This window comes from Rhodococcus sp. 05-2255-3B1, from assembly GCF_002258545.1.
GTDB lineage: Bacteria > Actinomycetota > Actinomycetes > Mycobacteriales > Mycobacteriaceae > Rhodococcoides.
Genome location: NZ_NOZC01000036.1, coordinates 476,019 through 496,386, shown reverse-complemented (window position 1 = coordinate 496,386; position 20,368 = coordinate 476,019). Strand labels below are relative to the sequence as shown.

Genomic DNA, 20,368 nt, shown 5'->3' with positions numbered 1-20,368 from the left:
CCCCGATGTGTTCGTCGCGGCCGGATGCCAGGATCGACGTACGCGATACGACACGGTGCGCGGCGACACGGTAGGAGCACTCATGTTCTGGAAGATTCTGGGATTCATCGTTCTGATCTGGATTGCGCTCGCGCTTCTGGGCAGCATCATCAAGGGTCTGTTCTGGCTGGTGGTGGCGGGCGCGATCGTGATGGGACTGGTGTGGCTGTACAAGGCGATCGCCTCCGACAACGATCGCTCGTCGCTGAAGTTCTGACGCCGATGCGGTGTTCCGTCACCCGAGAGCAGCAGAGCCCTGCTCGACGAACACCCGAAGGGCCCGCGGTACGCAGCGTGCCGTGACGGGTAGTTCCGCGACACGTTCCCCGTCGGCGTAGGCGACGATTCCGTCGCACCGCAACGTGACCTGCGTCGAGGTGTACGTGTCGACCTCCGGTAAGTCGATGTGTGTTCCCCGATAGAGAGTCGGCGACAGTCCGAGCAGGCGCGTCCGACTCGCCCCGCGAACGACGGTGACATCGAGCAGACCGTCGTCCACTCGCGCGGCAGGGCACACGGCCATGCCGCCTCCGTAACTCCTGCCGTTTCCGACCGCGACCAAGGTGGCATCGAGTCGAAGTTCGGCATCGTCGAGTTCTATGACGTACGGCAGCTTCGTGAGTGACGCCAGCTGTAGCACCATGGCCGCGTTGTACCGGAGAGGTCCGCGCGGCCAGCGCAGTCGCTTGGCCCTCTCGGTGACCAGCGAGTCGAAACCACTGGACAGGACGGTGGTGAACCATCGGTCGCCGATCCGTCCGAGATCGATTGCGCGCGTGACGTTGTCGGCGACGATATCGGCTGCGTGGGCAGCGTCGTCGCGAGGTAGTCCCAGGGTTCGGGCCAGGTCGTTGCCGGTGCCTGCCGGGATCAGGCCCATCGGAACGTCGGTGCCGGCGAGCACTTGAACGACGAGATTGACGAGCCCGTCGCCGCCGACGGCGACCACGGCGTCCGTACCGCTGCCGACGGCCTTCTCGAGCAATGACAGTGCATCCCCGGGCGTGCGGCCTTCGATGGTCGTGACGTGAAGTTCTCGCTCCCGCAAGCGCGCCACGGCGCACCGCCCGGCGTGGCCCGCGCGACCACCGCCGGCCATCGGATTGGTCAACACCGTCACCGATCGGGTCATGGTCGCAACGATTCGTCGATCACATCGATCAGCTTGCCAGGGTCGACGGTTCCCGTGGTGGTGACCGAGGCGATTCGCGGCGGTATGCCTCCGGCGTACGTTGTCCGGGCGTGTGGCCGGTGATTTCGGGGCCGAAGGTGCGCGTAACCGTGAGGTACTGTAGCGAAAGAGACTGTTATTGCTGGAAATACAGTCCTTTTGTCCGAACTGCGAAGGGTGGCACGTGATCGAGCAGCCGGTGTCGAGTCCTGCCTCGTCCGAGCCCCTGCAGTCGCCGTCCCGAACAGAAGCTCCCGAGAAGTCGGTCGAAGACGCCGTTCTCGACGCGGCCCGGTCCTGCATCCTCGAACACGGCGTCAAGCGCACCACCTTGGCAGAAATCGCGCGCCGCGCCAAGGTCAGCAGGCCCACCGTGTACCGGAGATGGGCCGACACGCGAGCTGTGGTGTCGAGCCTGCTCACTCGTGAGATCGGTGCGCTGATTCCGAGTTTCGACGCCACCGCGTCGGCTCGCGATCAGATCGTCACTGCCGTGGGTGAAGTGGCCGACCGCACTCGACTCCATCCGTTGTTCGTGAAGATTCTGCGTTCCGATTCCGACGTGCTGGCCACATACATTCTTCATCGACTCGGAACCAGTCAGTCGTTGATCATCGACGCGTTGTCTTCTCTGGTCGTTGCCGGACAACGTGATTGCTCGATTCGCGCAGGGGATCCCACGACGCTGGCCACGCTGGTGCTACTGATGGTGCAGTCAGCGGTGCAGTCCGCGGAGATGGTGTCCGAGCGCGTCTCGGGGACCGAGGTGACGCGTCAGATGGCGTACGCAGTGGACAGTTACCTGCGGCCCGAGAGTGCGTGAACGAGTCTGCGTCGACCGCGATCGGGACCGAGTGCACATTTCGCCGCTCGGGTTCGGGCCGGCTCTCCCGACCTGATCCCGGCACACGTCGAGCGGTACGGCTCGAGTGTGGCACGCTGGGTTCGTGCGAGTAGCAGTGGTGGCCGGGCCCGATCCGGGGCATGCCTTTCCGGCGATCGCGCTGTCCCTGCTCTTCCGCGCGGCAGGCGACGAACCGATCCTCTTCACCGGTAGCCGCTGGGTGCCCGATGCGCACGCAGCGGGGCTGCGGGCGTTTCCGCTGGGTGGTCTTGCGCCGCGGCCGGAGGACGACGATCTCGACGCCGGACAACGTATCCATTCACGGGCGGCGTTCGTCTCGACCGAGTTGCTGCCCGACCTCGCGCGGGAGAACGTCGATCTCGTCGTGTCCGACATCCTGACCGCAGGGGGCGGCATGGCCGCGGAGCGGCTCGGGATCACCTGGGTGGAGCTCTCGCCCCATCCACTGTATTCGCCCTCGAAAGGGTTGCCTCCCATCGGAAGTGGCCTGGCTCCGGGTACCGGGGTTCGCGGCAGGTTGCGCGATACCGTGATGCGCGCGTTGACGGCACGCTCGATCGCTCAGGGACGAGCTCAGCGGTCCAGCGCACGGACGAGCATCGGGCTGCCTGCCGAGGATCCGGGCCCGGCTGCTCGGCTCGTCGCCACCATTCCTGCGCTCGAGGTGCGCCGTCCCGACTGGCCGGAGGACGCACACGTGGTCGGTCCGCTGCTGTGGGAACCGACGGACGACCTGCTCGACACTCCGGACGGCACGTCACCGCTGGTGATGGTCGCGCCGTCGACAGCCTTCACCGGGGCGGAGGGAATGCTCGAGATGGCGCTGAAAGGGTTGGACGGCAGGGGAGTTCGGGTGGTGGCGTCCGTTCTCGACGGAGTTCCCGCCGTACTCCCGAACTGGGCGAACGCCGGTTTGGGCCGCCAGGACGAACTGCTGCGTCATGCCGATGTGGTGGTGTGCGGTGGTGGGCACGGAATGCTGGCCAAGGCGCTCATGCACGGCGTTCCGGTGGTGACCGTCCCGGGCGGTGGCGATCAGTGGGAGCTGGCCAACCGCGCCGCACGGCAGGGGAGTGCCGTCATCGTACGACCCCCGACGCCGACCTCGATCGCCGACGCGGTGGCCACCGTACTGTCCGATCCGCGCTTCGCCCGGGCGGCGGCGACGGCGGCGGACGGGGCGCAGTCCGTCGAGGATCCCGTGTCCGTCTGTCATCGGGTGCTCGACCGCAGCACTCCACGGCGCGGACGTTAGGGTTGTCGTTGTGCGTCTGACCGAATTTCGTGAACTGCTCACCGAGGAGTTCGGCTCCGTTCGTGGCGATTCGCTGCTGACCGATCACGTGCTGTCCGGTATCGGCCGAACGGGAGCGCAGGCCATCGAGGACGGCGTCGATCCACGGGAAGTGTGGCGGTCGATCTGCTACGAGTTCGATGTACCGAGAGAACGCTGGTAGTTCCCCGGGTCCTGTCGATCCTCTCGGCGTGTCGATTGCTGCGGTAGTTGACTCGAACACGTGTTCCCCTATGCTTGGGTCAACGGTTGCCGGTCGGTGTCGAGAAACTTCTTGTCGGTACCCCGATCTAGCGTTACCGACGACAAAGCTGATCGACACGACACAGCTGAACGACACGACACAGGGAGCTCACGATGGCTGCATACGATCGCGACAAAGCGCTCGATCTCGCACTCGCGCAGATCGACAAGAACTTCGGCAAGGGTTCGGTGATGCGCCTCGGTGACGAGGTCCGCCAGCCCATTGCCGTCATCCCCACGGGATCGATCGCGCTCGATGTGGCACTCGGCATCGGAGGGTTGCCGCGTGGACGTGTCATCGAGGTCTACGGTCCGGAATCCTCGGGTAAGACCACCGTCGCCCTGCATGCGGTGGCCAGTGCTCAGCGAGCAGGCGGCATCGCGGCCTTCATCGACGCCGAGCACGCTCTGGATCCGGACTACGCCAAGAAGCTCGGTGTCGACACCGATGCATTGCTGGTGTCGCAGCCCGATACCGGTGAACAGGCTCTCGAGATCGCCGACATGCTGATCCGTTCGGGTGCACTCGACATCCTCGTGATCGACTCCGTGGCGGCACTGGTACCGCGCGCCGAGATCGAGGGCGAGATGGGCGACAGTCACGTCGGTCTGCAGGCCCGCCTGATGAGCCAGGCGTTGCGCAAGATCACCGGCGCGATGAGCAACTCCGGTACCACCGTGATCTTCATCAACCAGCTGCGCGAGAAGATCGGCGTCATGTTCGGCTCTCCCGAAACCACCACCGGTGGTAAGGCATTGAAGTTCTATGCCTCGGTTCGCCTCGACATCCGCCGCATCGAGACCCTGAAGGACGGAACCGACGCCATCGGTAACCGCACCCGGGTCAAGGTGGTCAAGAACAAGGTTGCGCCGCCGTTCAAGCAGGCCGAGTTCGACATCATCTACGGCAAGGGCATCAGCCGCGAGGGCTCGTTGATCGACATGGGCGTCGAGCACGGCTTCATCCGCAAGTCGGGTTCGTGGTTCACCTACGAGGGTGACCAGCTCGGTCAGGGCAAGGAGAACGCCCGCAAGTTCATGCTCGAGAACCCCGACGTGCGGGACGAGATCGAGAAGAAGATCATGGAGAAGCTGCAGATCGGCGCGGACGTCACCGCGGAGGAGCCTGCAGCCGCTCCGGTGGACTTCTAACCTGTTGTCGCTGTGCAGCAGCGAGACGAGGGTGGCGGCACCGAGGCGCAGGCGAAAGATGTCTGCCTTCGGTTGCTGACCGATCGAGCGCGTAGCAGGCACGAACTCGAAGCAAATCTTGCGAAGAAGGGCTTCACTGCCGAGATCGCGAACGCCGTTCTCGACCGGCTCGAAAAGGCAAAGCTTGTCGACGACGAGTCCTTCGCGCAGCAATGGGTTCAATCCCGGCACAAGTACTCGGGCAAGGGTAAACGCGCACTGAGTATGGAGCTCCGCAACAAGGGAGTCAGTAACGAACTCGCTCTGCACGCACTGGATACGATCGATGCCGACGACGAACGTCAGCGCGCAGCCGAGCTGGTACGCAAGCGATTTCGCACACTGCAAATGCCGGACTCGAGTGGGCCGGATGCCCGCGCCGAGCGTGACAAGGTTGTCCGAAAATTGGTCGGCATGCTCGCGCGCCGTGGCTACTCGCAGGGCATGGCGTTCGCGGTGGTCAAGGAGCAACTCGACCGCGCAGGTGCCGACACCGAAGGCTTCGACGGCCCAGACTCGATGTGATCGTCCACCTCGAGTAGGAGCCGTCGAGAAACAGTAAGGCCCGCAACACCATCGGTGTTGCGGGCCTTACTCGTTGCCGGCGATGGTGATCAGGCTGCCTGACCACCATCGAGAGCGGGAACCACGTCGGTCGCGCCGGCTTTGCGCTTACGCGAACGCAAACGACGTTCGACCACGGTGGCCAGCTTCGTCAACGCGGAGTTGATGATGATCATGATGACGGCGACGATGATCAGCGAGGGGAGGTAGTTGCTGTAGAACGCGCCTACCTGCTGACCGGAACGGACCACTTCGACGTACCCGATGACGTAACCGAGCGCCGAGTCCTTCAACGCCACAACCATCTGCGAAATGATCGCCGGAAGCATGGCGGTGACGGCCTGGGGGAGCAGAACCAGAAGCATGACCTGGCTCTTGCGCATTCCCAGCGCGGACGCAGCTTCCCGCTGCCCCTTGGGCAGTGAATTGACTCCCGCGCGAACGATTTCGGCGATGACCGATCCGTTGTACAGCGTCAGGCCGGTGACCACGGCCGCCAACGCCAGGTACTTGACCTTGAAGACCTCGTAGTCGGCGTAGACCGCGTACAGGAAGATCATCAGAATCAGTACGGGTACTGCGCGGAACACCTCGACGATCGCGCCGCTGACGATCCGTACCGCGCGATGATCCGAGAGGCGGCCGATACCGAGGACGGCACCGAGGATCAGTGCGAACACGATCGAGAGCGCCGCTGCAACCAGCGTGCCCTGGATTCCGGGGATCAGATACGTGGTCCACGTGGTCGATTCGAGGAACGGATCCCACTTCTCGGCGGTCAACTGACCCTTGGAGTCGAGTGCTCGGTAGATGAGGAACGCGACGCCCAGCGAGACGACGGCAACGACCCCGGTCAGAATCCGGTAGCGCAGCACCGCTTTCGGGCCCGGAACGTCGTAGAGAACTGCTACTGCATCACTCATCATGACACCGCCAATCGCTTGCTGATGTAGCCGAACAGCAACCCGGTCGGGAGCGTCAGGATCATGAAACCGAGCGCGAAGATGCCGCCGACCACGAAGATCGCGGCCTCGTTCTCGATCATGTTCTTCATCAGGAACGACGCCTCGGCGACGCCGATGACCGATGCGATCGTCGTGTTCTTCGTCAGTGCGATCACGACACTGCCGAGCGGTCCGACCACGGCGCGGAACGCCTGTGGCAGAACGACGATGGAGATGTTCTGGGTGAACGTCATACCCAGTGAGCGGCCGGCCTCGGCCTGACCGACGGGGACCGTGTTGATTCCCGATCGCAGAGATTCTGCGACGAACGACGCGGTGTAGACACTCAGACCGAGGATTGCCAGGCGGAAGTTGTTGTCGTCGAGGAAGGTCGAGGACGATTCCGACGCGAGCGAGACACCCATGGTCTGGTACAGGCCGAACGAGGTGAACAGGATGATCAGGGTCAACGGGGTGTTACGGAAGATGGTGACGTACGTCGCGGCGATGCCACGCGCGATCGGGATGGGTGACACCCGCATCGCGGCAATGATCGTTCCGATGACCAGCGCGCCGACGAGGGATGCCAACGTCAGGTAGATGGTCGAGAGAAACGCGTCGATCAATTGATCGCCGTACTTGCTCAATAGGTTCACGGTGCTTGTTGATCCTCACGGCTCGGCGAGATCCAACCGTCGTGTTCCGCGCGCACGCGCTCGCGGAACACGACGAGAGGGTCGATCAGTAGCGGTCGACGGTGGGCGGGGTCGGCAGCGGGTAGCCCGATGCGCCCACGGTGTCGTTGAAGGCCTGCTCCCATGCACCGCTCGACACCATCTCCTCGATGGCGTCGTTGATCTGGTTACGTCCTTCGGTGTCGTCCTTGTTCAGGCCGATGCCGTAGTTCTCCGTGGTGAACGGCTCACCGACCACCTTGAACTGTCCGGGGGACTGAGCGGCGTAGCCGGCGAGGATGATGTCGTCGGTGGTCACCGCATCGACGGTGCCGTTGCGCAGCGCCTCGACGCACGCGGAGTACGTGTCGAACGGCTGCAGCTGCACGCCGGGGTACTCGTCGGCGATGTTCTGGGCCGGGGTGGAACCGGTGACCGAGCAGAGTCGCTTGCCGTCGTTGAGGGAATCGGCACCGGTGATGTCGGTGTTGTCCTCACGAACGAGCAACGACTGTCCCGCCACGAAGTACGGGCCGGCGAAACCGACCTTTTCCTTGCGGGTGTCGGTGATGGAGTAGGTGGCGACGATGTAGTCGACCTCGCCGTTCTCGATCAGAGTCTCGCGCTGCGCCGAGGGGGACTCCTTGAACTCGATGTTGGCCTCGTCGACACCGAGCTTGCCGGCGACGTACTTGGCCACCTCGACGTCGAAGCCGCTGAACGTGCCGTCGGGATTGCGCAGACCGAGACCGGGCTGGTCGAACTTGATGCCGACGATGAGGTTGCCGGACTCGGCGCTGCTCGAGATGGTGCGAGCTTCCTCTCCGCCGCCGCAGGCGGTGGCGACGATGGACAGAGCGGCGATGGCGACACCGAAGCGAAGCGGTCGGGTGATTCTCACAGTGAATGTCCTTAGGGATCGGTTCGGGTATTCGGGGTGAACGGTGAAGCGGGTCAGTGACCGAGGATCTTGCCGAGGAAGTCCTTGGCACGCTCGGACTTGGGCGACTTGAAGAAGGTCTCGGGATCGGTGTCCTCGACGACGGCTCCGTCGGCCATGAAGATGACGCGGTCGCCGGCCTTGCGGGCGAAGCCCATCTCGTGGGTGACGACGAGCATCGTCATGCCCTCCTTGGCGAGCGAGGTCATGACGTCGAGTACCTCGTTGACCATCTCGGGGTCGAGGGCCGAGGTCGGCTCGTCGAACAACATCACCTTGGGGTTCATGGCGAGAGATCGCGCGATGGCGACACGCTGCTGCTGACCACCGGAGAGCTGAGCGGGGTACTTGTCGGCCTGGTTGGCGATTCCCACGCGTTCGAGCAGAGCCAAGGCGCTCTTCTCGGCCTCGTCCTTCTTCTGCTTGCGTACCTTCATGGGCGCGAGCATGACGTTCTGCAGGATCGTCTTGTGCGCGAACAGGTTGAACGACTGGAACACCATGCCCACGTCGGCGCGCAGGGCCGCAAGGGCCTTGCCTTCCGCGGGAAGTAGATCTCCGTCGACCTCGATGGCACCGGAATCGACCGGCTCCAAGCGGTTGATCGTCCGGCACAGAGTCGACTTGCCCGAGCCGGAGGGGCCGACGACGATGACGACCTGACCGGCCGGCACTTCCAGGTTGATGTCCTTGAGGACGTGCAGATCACCGAAATGTTTGTCGACGGATTTGAGCGAGATCATCGAGGGCGCGCCCGGCGGGGGTGTCGATGCCGGCGCGTCGGTGGCGTGCGTCATAAGTCGAAACCCTATGCGTAGTTTCCTCGCCGACCGGTGTTTTCGCCCGCCATCTTCGATTATGTAATGGAAACTTTACTGTTGCCCCGCATCGGCCCTGCACAGTCTGCGGTGGAGCCCGCGACCCCGGCGGGCCGGTCGGTGCGATGGACGTACCCTGGAGGGGTGCAAACGAGTGTTTTTCCGACCGTGGACGTGGCCGATCACGGGAGTACCGATCCCGTCCCGGTGACGGACCCGTCGGCGTCGGTTCCCCGCAGCTACGAAGTGCGTACGCACGGATGCCAGATGAACGTCCACGATTCCGAGCGGTTGTCCGGGCTGCTCGAGGAAGCGGGCTACGTTCCGGCCGACGCAGGCACCGACGCAGATCTCGTCGTCTTCAACACCTGCGCGGTGCGCGAGAACGCCGACAACAAGCTGTACGGCAACCTCGGCATGTTGCGGCCCGCGAAGACGCGAAACCCAAACATGCAGATCGCGGTCGGTGGTTGCCTGGCGCAGAAGGATCGCAGCACCGTCGTCGAGAAGGCTCCGTGGGTCGACGTGGTCTTCGGAACCCACAACATCGGGTCGTTGCCGGTGTTGCTCGAGCGCGCCCGGCACAACGAACGGGCACAGGTCGAGATTCTCGAATCCCTCGAGGCCTTCCCGTCGACCCTGCCGGCGAAACGCGAATCGACATACGCCGGCTGGGTCTCGATCTCGGTGGGCTGCAACAACACCTGCACGTTCTGCATCGTCCCGGCCCTGCGCGGCAAGGAGATCGACCGCAGGCCGGGCGACATCCTCGCCGAGGTACAGGCTTTGGTGGATCAGGGTGTACTCGAGGTGACGCTGCTCGGCCAGAACGTCAATGCGTACGGTGCCTCGTTCGCCGATCCGGACATGCCTCGCGACCGCGGCGCGTTCGCGTCGCTGCTGGCCGCATGCGGCTCGATCGAGGGTCTCGAGCGAGTGCGGTTCACCTCTCCGCACCCGGCCGAGTTCACCGACGACGTCATCGAGGCGATGGCGTCCACCCCGAACATCTGTCCCACCCTGCACATGCCGCTGCAATCCGGATCGGATCGCATCCTCAAGGCGATGCGCAGGTCCTACCGGCAGAGCAAGTTCCTGGGCATCATCGACAAGGTGCGCGCGGTCATGCCACACGCGGCCATCACCACCGACATCATCGTCGGCTTCCCCGGTGAGACCGATGAGGACTTCGAGCAGACGCTCGACGTGGTTCGGCGGGCGAAGTTCGCCAATGCCTACACCTTCCAGTACTCGAAGCGGCCGGGAACGCCTGCCGCCGAGATGCCCGATCAGATCCCCAAAGAGGTTGTGCAAGAACGGTATCTGCGATTGATCGCTCTGCAGGAAGAGATCGTTCTCGCTGCCAACCGAGAGTTGATCGGTACCGAGGTCGAACTACTCGTCGCCACCGGTGAAGGTCGCAAGAACGCCGCGACGCATCGGATGAGCGGGCGAGCCAGGGACGGCCGACTCGTGCATTTCGCAGTCGACGCCGATCGCGTGAGCGAGATCCGCCCGGGCGACGTCGTCACCACCACGCTGACGGCCGCTGCGCCGTACCACCTCATCGCCGACGCCGGCGTGCTCACGCATCGCCGTACGGCAGCAGGAGACGCCCACGAACGCGGTGTGATGCCCAAGACGGCACCGATCGGCGTCGGCCTCGGACTTCCCTCGATCGGCGCACCGGCGCCGCTACCGGTAGAGACAGGATGCACCGCATGACAGACACAGACGGACCCGATCGCGTCGTACCCTCTCGATCCGCCGAGGAACTCGGGCGAACGGAGAGGGCGGTGATGACGGAACTGGACCCGGGAGCGCGGGCCATGGTCGTGGCCGGGCTGGTGCTGGTCCTGTTGGTCACGTTCGCGTTGCCGCACACCGGATCGGCCAGCGGATTCGACGTGCTCACGGGTGGAGAAGCCGCAGTTGCCGAGTCCATCGCGCTGCCGTCACGCGTCTTCGTCGTGCTGGTGCTGACGTTCGGCGTGGTGATGTCGGTGCTCGCGCTCGTCACCCGTATCTGGGCGTTGGCCTGGGCCGCCCTCGCGGGATGTGCGGTGTCGTCGGTGTACGGGATGCTCTCGATCTGGACACGGCAGACCGTGCCGGACAACCTGCAGGGTGCCGGACCGGGAATCGGACTGATCATCGCGTGGATCGCCGTCATCGCGTTGACGTTCCATTGGCTCAAGGCCGTGTGGAACAAGACGAACGCCCAGCTCGCGGCCCAGGAGCAGCGACGCATCGCCGCTGCGTCGGGCGAACAGAAGCTGCGCCTGTGGGACGGCCACTCGGCCCCGTAGGTCCGATCGGCCGCCCCGGTCAGGAGTGCCGGTCGATCACAACTCGTCGACGGCGCTCTCTGCTGCGTCGGCCCACTCGCGCCACTGCTGCGCCTGTGCGAGCGCACGCTCGGCATCCTTGGTCTTGCCTGCTGCGGTCGCCTTGGCGGCCTGATCCTCGAACTGAGCCACCCGCTCGCGGAACTGGGCGGCGCGGGCGACGGCCTCGGGATCCGAACGACGCCACTGGGCCTCCACCGCGTCGTGGACGGACTTCTCGATCGCCCTCAGCTTGCCCTCGAGTTCCTGCATCTTCTCGCGCGGAACCTTGCCGATGGCATCCCACTTGTCCTGCAGGTCGCGCAGTGCCGAACGGGCGGCATCGAGGTCCTTGCTCGGATCGATGTGTGTCTTGGCCAGCAGGGCTTCCTTGGCCTCGGCGTTGGCCTCGAACTCGGCGTCCCGCTCGGAGGCCGCGGCGTTGCGGGCAGCGAAGAACACGTCCTGTGCGGCCTTGAAGTTCTTCCACAGCGCGTCGTCGGCATCGCGTGGGGCACGGCCGGATGCCTTCCATTCCACCAGCAGATCGCGGAACGCTGCTGCGGTGGGTCCCCAGTCCGTGGACGACGACAAGGCTCTGGCCCGCTCGACCAGTTCTTCCTTGCGAGTCTTGGCCGCACCGCGCTCACGATCGAGATCGGCGAAATGGGCGCCGCGGCGACGGTTGAAGTTCTCCCGTGCCTTGGAGTACCGCTTCCACAGGGCATCGTCGATCTTGCGGTCGACCCCGCGGATCGTCTTCCACTCGTCGAGGATCTCTCGCAGCCGATCGCCCGCGTGCTTCCACTGGGTCGATTCGCTACCGATCTGCTCGGCTTCGACGGCGAGGGCTTCCTTGCGCGCGGTGTGCTCGGCGCGTTCGAGCTCCCTTTCGTGTTTGGCCACCGCTGCTGCGGCGTCCGAATGCTCGACGACCGCGTCGAGTCGCCTGGCGAGCAGATCGAGGTCGCCGATCACAGCAGCGGTCGGCAGGCTCTCCAACAACGCGGACGCTGCGGCCTTGGTCTTCTTGGCATCGCCGGTACCGGAGGTCAATCGAGCTTCGAGCAGAGCGACCTCGGTGGCCAGATCGTCGTAGCGCCGACCGAAATGGGCGAGTCCTTCCGCCGCGTCTCCTGCCTGCCAGGACCCGATCTGCCGCTCACCGTCGGCGGTGGTCACCCATGCGGTGCCGTCGTCGTCGACTCTGCCGAACTTGCTGGGGTCGCTCGCAGGCGCGACCGTCGGGATCGCGGTCGGGACGTGGGAGGGGGTCGGGTGGGGCTTGGCACCGGCCGAACCGCCGGGACGAGGAGAGCCGGGACCCGGGCCGCCGGGCCTGGGTCCTCCACCGGGCTTCGGTCCACCGCCGGGCTTGGGTCCACCGCCGGGCTTGGGTCCGCCGTGGTTCGCTGCACCGGGCGCGGTCGCACCGGGGGTCTGGGCGGGTGCATCCGAGGATGCAGCCTCTGGGGTGGTGGGAGTGCCGGCGTTCGGGTCGGTCATTGTTCCTCATCTCTGCCGCGCGTCACGGCTGCCTTCAATCGCGATCTGGACACCATTGAACTAGGTGACGACCGATCGGACCATTGAAACAGCTCAGACGACTCGAGGTGGACTCGTCGGGACAAGTCGCGCCACCGACTAGCGTGGTGCTCGTGTTTCGTGCCGCGGCCCTGGTGCCCTCTCCACCGTTGCTGGTCCCCGAACTGATGGGCGCGGGGGCGGCCCGGACAGCCGATCTGCGGACCGCCGCCGTCGACGCGACCACCCATCTGGCGTCGACGGTCGACCGCTGGATCGCCGTCGGCGTCGACCGCGTGTCGTCCACCTACGGCACGGCCACCGTCGGCACGTTCCGGGGCTTCGGAGTCGACGTGGTGGTGAGCCTGTCCGGCGGCGCAGCGCACACTGCGGCAGATCCGGACCTGCCGCTGGCGGTTCTGATCGCCGGGTGGCTGCGCGGGGTGGCAGCGCCCGACGCTGCGGTCGAGGTCCGCACGATCGCGGCCGATGCGAGCCCCGGGTCGTGCGCCGAGTTCGGCGAGCAGCTGCGCCGAGAGTTCGACGCCTCGGCGGAGACCTGGGGCGTTCTGCTGCTGGCAGACGGGGCGAACACACTGACTCCGAAGGCACCCGGATCGTTCGACGAGCGCGCCGAGGGGGTCCAGCGCAGTATCGACGATGCCCTCGCGAGCGCCGACGTCGATGCATTGGCGGATCTGGATCCGGACCTGTGCGCTTCGCTCGGTGTCGGCGGCAGAGCGGCGTGGCAGGTGCTGGCGGCACTCGCTGGAGCCGATGCGACGACGAACGCAGAGCTCTACCGAGGTGCGCCCTTCGGGGTCGGATACTTCGTGGGGACCTGGGCTCGTGGTTGACGGGGCGAGCGATTCGGCCACGACACCGGTCGCGGTCATCGGGCCGACTGCCACAGGAAAGTCCGATCTGGCTCTCGATCTGGCCGAGGAACTCGGCGGCGAAATCGTCAACATCGACGCGATGCAGCAGTACCGGGGGATGGACATCGGGACCGCGAAAGTGCCCGTCGCGCAGCGGCGCGGGATTGCGCACCACCAACTCGATGTGCTCGAGGTCACCGACATCGCTACCGTCGCCCGCTACCAGGAGGCTGCGGTCGCCGACGTCGAGGACATTCGATCGCGGGGTTCGCGGCCGATCATCGTCGGCGGATCGATGATGTACGTGCAGTCGTTGCTCGACGAGTGGGCGTTTCCGGCCACCGACCCCGTCGTTCGAGCGAAATGGGAAGCCGTCCTCGAACGCGACGGCGTCGAGGAGATCCATCGCGTGTTGACGGCCGCCGATCCCGAGGCTGCCGCGTCGATCCTGCCCACCGACGGCAGGCGCATGGTCCGAGCGCTCGAGGTGGTGGAGCTGACCGGGCAGCCGTTCGCGGCATCGGCCCCGAAGATCGGTGCACCTCGCTGGGGCACGGTGGTGTTGGGAGTCGACCGCGACACGGCCGAACTGGACGAGCGGATCGCCGAGCGCACTCGGCTGATGTTCGAGACCGGATTGCTCGACGAAGTGGAAGGGCTGCTCGCCCTGGGACTGCGTGAGGGCGTCACCGCGTCGCGGGCCATCGGGTACGCGCAGGCTCTCGATGTGCTGGCGGGTGACTACGACGTCCAGCACGCACTCGAACGGACGTTCATCGGAACCCGACGCTACGTACGACGCCAGCGATCCTGGTTTCGTCGCGACGAACGCGTCCGGTGGCTCGACGGCACCTCGCCGACGCTGACCTCGGACGCGCTGTCCGCGATCGACCCCTCCTAGCCGTACGCCCGTAGACTCGCGACCATGGAATTCGCCAAAGGCCACGGAACTCAGAACGACTTCGTCGTGCTGCCGGATCCGGCAGCCGAGCTCGAACTCACCAGGTCGGCGGTGTCGGTGTTGTGCGATCGACGCCAGGGCCTCGGTGCCGACGGGATTCTGCGCGTCGCCCGGGCCGGTGTGCTCCGAGATGCAGGCGTACTCGACCGAATGCCGCCGGGTGTCGAGCCCGAGGACTGGTTCATGGACTACCGCAACGGTGACGGCACCATCGCCGAGATGTGCGGCAACGGTGTGCGGGTGTTCGCGCACTACCTGCGGGTGCACGACCTCGAACAACGTGACCAGTTCGTGGTGGGTTCGCGGGCAGGCGCACGCGCTGTGACCGTTCACTCGTTCGACGACACCGACGCCGATGTCACCGTGGCGATGGGGGACGTCACGCTGATGGGCTCGAGCTCGGCGACCCTCGCGGGCGGGACGTACGAGGGCATCGGAATCGACGTCGGCAATCCTCACCTGGCCTGTGTCGACGGTGCGTTGACACGCGCATCTCTCGGCGCGCTCGACTTGTCCCAACCGCCGACACTGGATTCCGAGTTCTTCCCCCACGGTGCGAACGTCGAGATCCTGACCAGGCTCGACGACGGTGCCGTCCAGATGCGTGTGTTCGAACGTGGCGTCGGGGAGACGCGATCGTGTGGCACCGGAACCGTGGCAGCGGCCGCAGCGGCGCTGTCCTACGAGGGCCTCGAGACCGGGGAGGTGAGCGTCGGTGTGCTCGGCGGTCGGGTGCGTGTGAACATCGATCACGTCGGTGCCACTCTGCGCGGACCGTCGGTGTTGCTGGCCCGGGGCGAGATCGACGACCGGTGGCTGAAGGCCCGGTCCTGACGATCGCGCAGGCCTCGGCACCCACGTGACCGAAACCCGCGTGCATACGCTGGGCTTTTCGTGGATCATGGAGCTCGTATGACGAACTCACATGAAACATCCCCTGCAGGCGAGCCGGTCGACGACGGTCGCGACGACATCGACGGCGCTCCCGAAACCGAATCCGCCTGGACCCGCGAAGAGTCCGACGCGTGGTCGAGACGACTGGCTCGGTCTCCGCTCGGCGACGAGAATTCCCCGTCCTCCGGCGACATGCAGCTCGAAGACCGCACCGCGCTGCGTCGAGTGGCCGGCCTGTCCACCGAGCTCACCGACGTCACCGAGGTCGAGTACCGGCAGCTGCGGCTCGAACGCGTCGTGCTGGTCGGAGTCTGGACCACCGGCACGGCCGCGCAGGCCGAGTCCAGCATGACCGAACTGGCTGCATTGGCCGAGACCGCCGGCTCGGAGGTGCTCGAAGCGCTGATGCAGCGACGTGACAAGCCCGATGCCGCGACGTACATCGGTTCCGGTAAGGCCAAGGAGGTGCGCGACATCGTCCTCGCGACCGGCGCCGACACGGTCATCTGCGACGGTGAACTGACCCCTGCTCAGCTCAATGCGCTGGAGAAGGTCGTCAAGGTCAAGGTCATCGACCGCACCGCGCTGATCCTCGACATCTTCGCCCAGCACGCGACCTCACGAGAAGGCAAGGCGCAGGTCGCGTTCGCGCAGATGGAATACATGTTGCCCAGGCTTCGCGGCTGGGGCGAATCCATGTCGCGGCAGGCCGGTGGACGGGCAGGCAGCAATGGTGGTGTGGGTCTGCGCGGACCGGGTGAGACGAAGATCGAGACCGACCGTCGACGCATCCGTGAGCGCATGGCCAAGCTGCGCCGTGAGATCAAGGGCATGAAGCAGGCCCGCGACACCAAACGCGAACAGCGCCTGAGCGGTACGGTGCCGTCGATCGCTATCGTGGGCTACACCAACGCAGGCAAGTCGAGTCTGCTCAATGCGCTGACCGGATCCGGTGTGTTGGTTCAGAACGCTCTGTTCGCCACCCTCGATCCCACCACGCGCAAGTCGACGCTCGAGGACGGTCGCGAGATCGTGCTGACCGACACGGTCGGCTTCGTCCGGCATCTTCCGACTCAGTTGGTCGAGGCGTTCCGCTCGACGCTCGAGGAGGTCACCGATGCAGATCTGCTGCTGCATGTGGTCGACGGTTCGGATCCTCTTCCGATCGATCAGATCAAGGCCGTGCGTGAGGTGATCACCGAGGTGGTTCGCGAGCAGGACGCGAAGATGCCGCCGGAATTGTTGGTGGTCAACAAGATCGACGCTGCCGATCCGGTTCAACTGACTCAGCTGCGCGGGCTGCTCGACGGCGCTCGATTCGTCTCGGCCAAGACCGGCGAGGGAATCGACGCTCTGCGAGATCATCTGGCCGAGATCCTGTCCGAGCCGGACGTGTTGGTCGATGTTCTCGTGCCCTACACCCGTGGTGATCTGGTCGCGCGAATCCACACCGACGGCCGGATCGTGAAGACGGCCCACGAGGAAGAGGGCACGCGTGTGGAAGCTCGTGTGCCGCAATCGCTTGCGGCGGCGCTCGTCGAATTCACGGCGATCGTGCCCAGCGTCTGACCTCGGTGGTGGGACCACGGCTGGTGGCCCGTGGTGCTGTCGTGGCTGTCGTGGCCTCGGCCGCCGCATTCGGGGGAGTCGCCTCGGGTGCACCGATCGAGACCGAAACCTATTGTGGTCCAATCGATCCTGGACTCGCGGAGTTGTCGGGGCTGACCTCGATCGACGGCGTCCTCTACGTGATCGGAGACAGCGGAGCCGATGATCGGGTCGCCGAACTCGATGCGAACTGCGCGGTCACGCGATGGATCGACGTGCCCGTCGACCCGTACGACGTCGAGGACCTGACGTCGTACGACGGCTCGCTGTGGTTGGCGGACATCGGCGACAATCGGATGCGCCGCGACACAGTGGCATTGACGCGAATGGACCCGGCCTCGGGCGGGGGCGAATTGTACCGATTGACCTACCCCGACGGCGCGCACGACGCCGAGACGATACTGATCGAGCCCGGTGGTAGGCCGGTGATCGTGACAAAGGATCTCTCGGGCGTGAGCGGGGTGTACGTACCCGCCGCCGACCAATCGGTCGCAGATCTGTCCAGCCCTGGCCCGACGCCGATGCGCAAGGTCGGGAATCTGGCGTTCACGGCGACCGACACGGTCGGTGGGCCGCCGTTCGTGGTCGGATCGATACTGGCGACCGGGGGAGCGGTGAGCGCCGACGGTGCCGTGGCCGCAGTGCGCACCTACACCGACGCCTACCTGTTCCGCGTGCCGGACGGGGACATCGCGTCGGCGTTGGTCGATCCGACAGCGCCTCGCGCCGTGGTGGCGTTGCCCGATCAGCCGCAGGGTGAGGCATCGGTCTTCACCGACGACGGTTCCTTGCTCATCGCATCCGAGGCCGGATTCGGATCCGCGGAGGCCACGCTTCCGCCGATCCTGAGGGTCCCCGACGCGGTCGATCTCGAGATGTCTGCCCCCGAACCTGTTGCTGTGGAGCCGGTATCGCCGACCGTCGTTCCCGAGCAGTCGGCACAGACGCCGACAGCGACGGACTCGGAATGGACATTCCGAGCGGCCGTCGCTGCCGGTGTGGTGCTGATCGCCGGAGCGGTGGGATTCACCGTCCGGCGATCGATGCGTTCTCGTTAGGCGCTTGGCCAAACAGTCTGGTCAGGCATCCAAGTCTGCTTCGACGAGGGCGACCACCTTGTCGTGTGCTGCCTGGTCGTCGCTGCTGACGGTGACCTCGGTGCCCTTGGTGGCACCAAGCGTCATGATCATCAGGGCCGAACCTGCGTCCACGGGCTCGGAGTCGGCCACTGCGAGGGTGACGTCCACGCCGGCTTCGGCGACGGCGTCGGCGATCAGTGCTGCGGGTCGAGCGTGCAGACCGATCGAGGATCCGACGGCGACTGTGGTGCTGGGCATGTGGTGCTCCTTCGTAGTGGGGTTGTTGCGATCGTAGCGAGTGTCAGACGGTGGCGAGTGCCGGATCGAGCTCGGCCTCGGTCGGGGCGTTCTTGCCCTTGACGAACTGCTTGGCCGAGACGACCAGGAACGCCGAGACGATGGTGCCGACGGCCAGAGACACGATGAACCACAGGATGTTTCCGATGGCGAAGAACACGAAGATTCCGCCGTGGGGAGCGCTGAGGGTGACGTCGAAGGCCATGATCATGGCACCGGTGACTGCGCCGCCGGCCATCATCGAGGGGATGACGCGGAACGGGTCCGCCGCGGCGAACGGAATCGCACCCTCGGAGATGAATGCTGCTCCGAGGAACCAGGCTGCCTTGCCGTTCTCACGCTCGGCTTCGGTGAACAGACGCGAGCGAACGGTCGAGGCCAGTGCCATGGCCAGCGGCGGCACCATACCTGCGGCCATGACTGCTGCCATGATGCGCAGTGATGCGGTGTCGGTGACCGACAGGCCTGCGGTTGCGAATGCGTAGGCAGCCTTGTTGACCGGTCCGCCGAGGTCGAAGCACATCATCAGGCCGAGAATGATGCCGAGGATGATGACCGAGGAGCCGCTGAGACCGTTGAGCCAGTCGGTCAGTCCGCTGGTGATCGCGGCGAGCGGCTTGCCGAGCAGCAGGAACATGATCGCGCCGACGATGAGGGTGGCGAACAGCGGGATGATGACGACGGGCATCAGGCCACGCAGTACCGCGGGGATCTTCCATTTGCTGATCCACAGTGCGACGAAGCCGGCGATGAGACCACCGACGAGGCCGCCGATGAAGCCTGCGCCGACGAGAACGGCCACGGCACCGGCGGTGAAGCCTGGCGCGAGTCCCGGCCTGTCGGCGATGGCGTAGGAGATGTAGCCGGCCAGTGCGGGCACCAGGAAGCTGAAGGACAGTGCGCCGATCTGGAAGAGCACGGCACCGAGGTAGGCGGCGATTCCGCCTTCGGGGAGGGAGGTGATGGAGTTGTTGACGACGATGTCCTCGGCAACTCCGGAGATCTCGTATCCGCCGAGCAGGAAGCCGAGGGCGATCAGCAGACCGCCGGCGGCGACGAACGGAATCATGTAGCTGACGCCGGTCAGGAGAATCTGGCGGATGCGGGTGCCCCAGCCGAGTTCGCCTGCGGATTCGGTGGAGCCTGCGGCCACTGCGGTACCGCCGACGCGGGCTGCGTCCGGGTTCAGTGCAGCGCGAAGGGCTTCGGTGAGCATGACGTCGGGCTCGTTGATGGCGCGCTTGACGCCCGAGGAGATGACGGGCTTACCGGCGAACCTCTCCCTACCCTTGACGCCCACATCGGTGGCGAAGATGACTGCTTCGGCTCCGGCGATGATCGAGGGGTCCAGCGGCGTGCTGCCGCTCGAGCCCTGGGTCTCGACGTGAACGGTGACTCCGGCACGCTCGCCCGCTGCGACGAGTGAATCGGCAGCCATGTAGGTGTGCGCAATTCCGGTGGGGCAGGCGGTGACTGCGACGATGTGCTTCGGGGCAGTGGTCTCGGCCGGGGTGGCGGCCGCGCTGTGCTTGGCGGTCGACACAGGAGCTGCGGCCGGGGCCGTCACGGCCGGCTTGGCGGCGGGGTTGATGACCCCGTCGACGAGGGTGACGATCTCGGCGGCCGAGGACGCGTTGCGCAGGGAGGTGACGAATTCCGGCTTCACCAGTGCGCGCGCAAGGCTCGAGAGCAGCTTCATGTGGGCCGAACCGGCACCGGCAGGAGCGGCGATGAGGAACACCAGGTCCGCGGGGCCGTCGGGGGCACCGAAGTCGACCTTCGGGTTCAGACGGGCGAATCCGAGAGAGGCCGAGGTGACCGCTTCGGAGCGGCAGTGCGGGATGGCGATGCCGCCGGGCAGGCCGGTTGCCGACTGCGCCTCGCGGGCCAGAGCGGCGTCGCGCAGGGCATCGGTTTCGGTTGCGCGACCCGCGGAAGCCAGAACGCCTGCGAGGCGTTCGATGACGGCTTCCTTGGACTCGCCGAGATCGGCGTCGAGGAGGATCAGATCCTCGGCGATGATCTGCTGATCTTCGGTGGGGGTGGACATTGCAGGC

At 65.6% G+C, this 20,368-nt stretch carries 21 protein-coding genes; 13 read left to right on the top strand and 8 right to left on the bottom strand.

Going from position 1 to position 20,368, the window contains the following annotated elements; translation table 11 throughout:
* The first annotated feature begins 82 nt into the window (after nt 1–82).
* Nucleotides 83–256 (top strand): hypothetical protein, encoded by a 174-nt coding sequence (locus tag CH249_RS28090; RefSeq protein WP_032398397.1) that lies wholly within the window; start codon nt 83–85, stop codon nt 254–256.
* 18 nt (nt 257–274) lie between these two features.
* Here the strand turns inward: CH249_RS28090 and CH249_RS23105 are convergent, their stop codons facing one another.
* Complete coding sequence (locus CH249_RS23105) at nt 275–1,171, bottom strand: diacylglycerol kinase (RefSeq protein WP_094648058.1); 897 nt, start codon at nt 1,169–1,171, stop codon at nt 275–277.
* Between the two features lie 265 nt (nt 1,172–1,436).
* Between CH249_RS23105 and CH249_RS23100 the strand changes: the two genes are divergently transcribed.
* The 5 genes from CH249_RS23100 to CH249_RS23080 all read left to right on the top strand — a co-directional run bounded on the left by CH249_RS23100 (nt 1,437) and on the right by CH249_RS23080 (nt 5,328).
* Entirely contained in the window at nt 1,437–2,033 is a 597-nt protein-coding gene (locus tag CH249_RS23100) for a TetR/AcrR family transcriptional regulator (protein WP_094682937.1), read from the top strand.
* Nucleotides 2,034–2,157: 124 nt separating this feature from the next.
* On the top strand, nt 2,158–3,330 hold the full coding sequence (locus CH249_RS23095; RefSeq protein ID WP_179273208.1) for a glycosyltransferase: 1,173 nt from the start codon (nt 2,158–2,160) through the stop codon (nt 3,328–3,330).
* A 10-nt stretch (nt 3,331–3,340) separates the two neighbouring features.
* Complete coding sequence (locus tag CH249_RS23090; RefSeq protein ID WP_032397886.1) at nt 3,341–3,532, top strand: DUF3046 domain-containing protein; 192 nt, start codon at nt 3,341–3,343, stop codon at nt 3,530–3,532.
* Between the two features lie 194 nt (nt 3,533–3,726).
* Nucleotides 3,727–4,764, top strand: coding sequence for a recombinase RecA (gene recA / locus CH249_RS23085; protein ID WP_008716921.1), 1,038 nt, complete (start codon nt 3,727–3,729; stop codon nt 4,762–4,764).
* 12 nt (nt 4,765–4,776) lie between these two features.
* Entirely contained in the window at nt 4,777–5,328 is a 552-nt protein-coding gene (locus CH249_RS23080; protein ID WP_045195446.1) for a regulatory protein RecX, read from the top strand.
* Between the two features lie 89 nt (nt 5,329–5,417).
* Here CH249_RS23080 and CH249_RS23075 read toward each other — a convergent pair whose 3' ends face one another.
* From CH249_RS23075 to CH249_RS23060, 4 genes are all read right to left on the bottom strand, one after another.
* Nucleotides 5,418–6,290 (bottom strand): amino acid ABC transporter permease, encoded by an 873-nt coding sequence (locus tag CH249_RS23075; protein WP_032397888.1) that lies wholly within the window; start codon nt 6,288–6,290, stop codon nt 5,418–5,420.
* Nucleotides 6,290–6,967 (bottom strand): amino acid ABC transporter permease, encoded by a 678-nt coding sequence (locus CH249_RS23070; RefSeq protein ID WP_032377154.1) that lies wholly within the window; start codon nt 6,965–6,967, stop codon nt 6,290–6,292. Before CH249_RS23070 ends, CH249_RS23075 begins: the two co-directional genes overlap by 1 nt.
* 85 nt (nt 6,968–7,052) lie before the next feature.
* The gene (locus CH249_RS23065) at nt 7,053–7,886 is read right to left on the bottom strand and encodes a glutamate ABC transporter substrate-binding protein (RefSeq protein ID WP_045195442.1); all 834 of its coding nucleotides are present in this window, start codon (nt 7,884–7,886) and stop codon (nt 7,053–7,055) included.
* Between the two features lie 53 nt (nt 7,887–7,939).
* On the bottom strand, nt 7,940–8,668 hold the full coding sequence (locus CH249_RS23060) for an amino acid ABC transporter ATP-binding protein (protein WP_179273214.1): 729 nt from the start codon (nt 8,666–8,668) through the stop codon (nt 7,940–7,942).
* 282 nt (nt 8,669–8,950) lie between these two features.
* Between CH249_RS23060 and miaB the strand changes: the two genes are divergently transcribed.
* Entirely contained in the window at nt 8,951–10,468 is a 1,518-nt protein-coding gene (gene miaB / locus CH249_RS23055) for a tRNA (N6-isopentenyl adenosine(37)-C2)-methylthiotransferase MiaB (RefSeq protein WP_094631816.1), read from the top strand.
* A complete protein-coding gene (locus CH249_RS23050) occupies nt 10,465–11,052 on the top strand; it encodes a hypothetical protein (protein ID WP_032398401.1) in 588 nt (195 codons plus the stop codon). Before miaB ends, CH249_RS23050 begins: the two co-directional genes overlap by 4 nt.
* A 36-nt stretch (nt 11,053–11,088) precedes the next feature.
* Here the strand turns inward: CH249_RS23050 and CH249_RS23045 are convergent, their stop codons facing one another.
* Nucleotides 11,089–12,576 (bottom strand): DUF349 domain-containing protein, encoded by a 1,488-nt coding sequence (locus CH249_RS23045; protein ID WP_094648042.1) that lies wholly within the window; start codon nt 12,574–12,576, stop codon nt 11,089–11,091.
* 152 nt (nt 12,577–12,728) lie between these two features.
* Between CH249_RS23045 and CH249_RS23040 the strand changes: the two genes are divergently transcribed.
* The 5 genes from CH249_RS23040 to CH249_RS23020 all read left to right on the top strand — a co-directional run bounded on the left by CH249_RS23040 (nt 12,729) and on the right by CH249_RS23020 (nt 17,993).
* Nucleotides 12,729–13,451 carry a class III extradiol dioxygenase subunit B-like domain-containing protein gene (locus tag CH249_RS23040; RefSeq protein ID WP_179273207.1) on the top strand — a complete coding sequence of 241 codons (723 nt, stop codon included), beginning with the start codon at nt 12,729–12,731 and terminating at the stop codon, nt 13,449–13,451.
* Entirely contained in the window at nt 13,444–14,373 is a 930-nt protein-coding gene (miaA, locus tag CH249_RS23035; RefSeq protein ID WP_094682824.1) for a tRNA (adenosine(37)-N6)-dimethylallyltransferase MiaA, read from the top strand. The genes CH249_RS23040 and miaA overlap by 8 nt, the downstream gene beginning before the upstream one ends.
* 24 nt (nt 14,374–14,397) lie before the next feature.
* A complete protein-coding gene (gene dapF, locus CH249_RS23030; protein WP_032397892.1) occupies nt 14,398–15,267 on the top strand; it encodes a diaminopimelate epimerase in 870 nt (289 codons plus the stop codon).
* A gap of 78 nt (nt 15,268–15,345) precedes the next feature.
* Nucleotides 15,346–16,896, top strand: a complete 1,551-nt coding sequence (hflX, locus tag CH249_RS23025) for a GTPase HflX (protein ID WP_200893173.1) — start codon at nt 15,346–15,348, stop codon at nt 16,894–16,896.
* Nucleotides 16,897–16,937: 41 nt separating this feature from the next.
* Complete coding sequence (locus CH249_RS23020) at nt 16,938–17,993, top strand: hypothetical protein (protein ID WP_256981242.1); 1,056 nt, start codon at nt 16,938–16,940, stop codon at nt 17,991–17,993.
* A gap of 21 nt (nt 17,994–18,014) precedes the next feature.
* On the opposite strand, the gene CH249_RS23015 is transcribed toward CH249_RS23020, so the two are convergent.
* Together CH249_RS23015 and CH249_RS23010 are read right to left on the bottom strand one after the other, a co-directional pair.
* Nucleotides 18,015–18,272, bottom strand: coding sequence for an HPr family phosphocarrier protein (locus CH249_RS23015; protein ID WP_032397893.1), 258 nt, complete (start codon nt 18,270–18,272; stop codon nt 18,015–18,017).
* Between the two features lie 43 nt (nt 18,273–18,315).
* The gene (locus CH249_RS23010) at nt 18,316–20,361 is read right to left on the bottom strand and encodes a fructose-specific PTS transporter subunit EIIC (protein WP_032397894.1); all 2,046 of its coding nucleotides are present in this window, start codon (nt 20,359–20,361) and stop codon (nt 18,316–18,318) included.
* Nucleotides 20,362–20,368 lie beyond the last annotated feature (7 nt).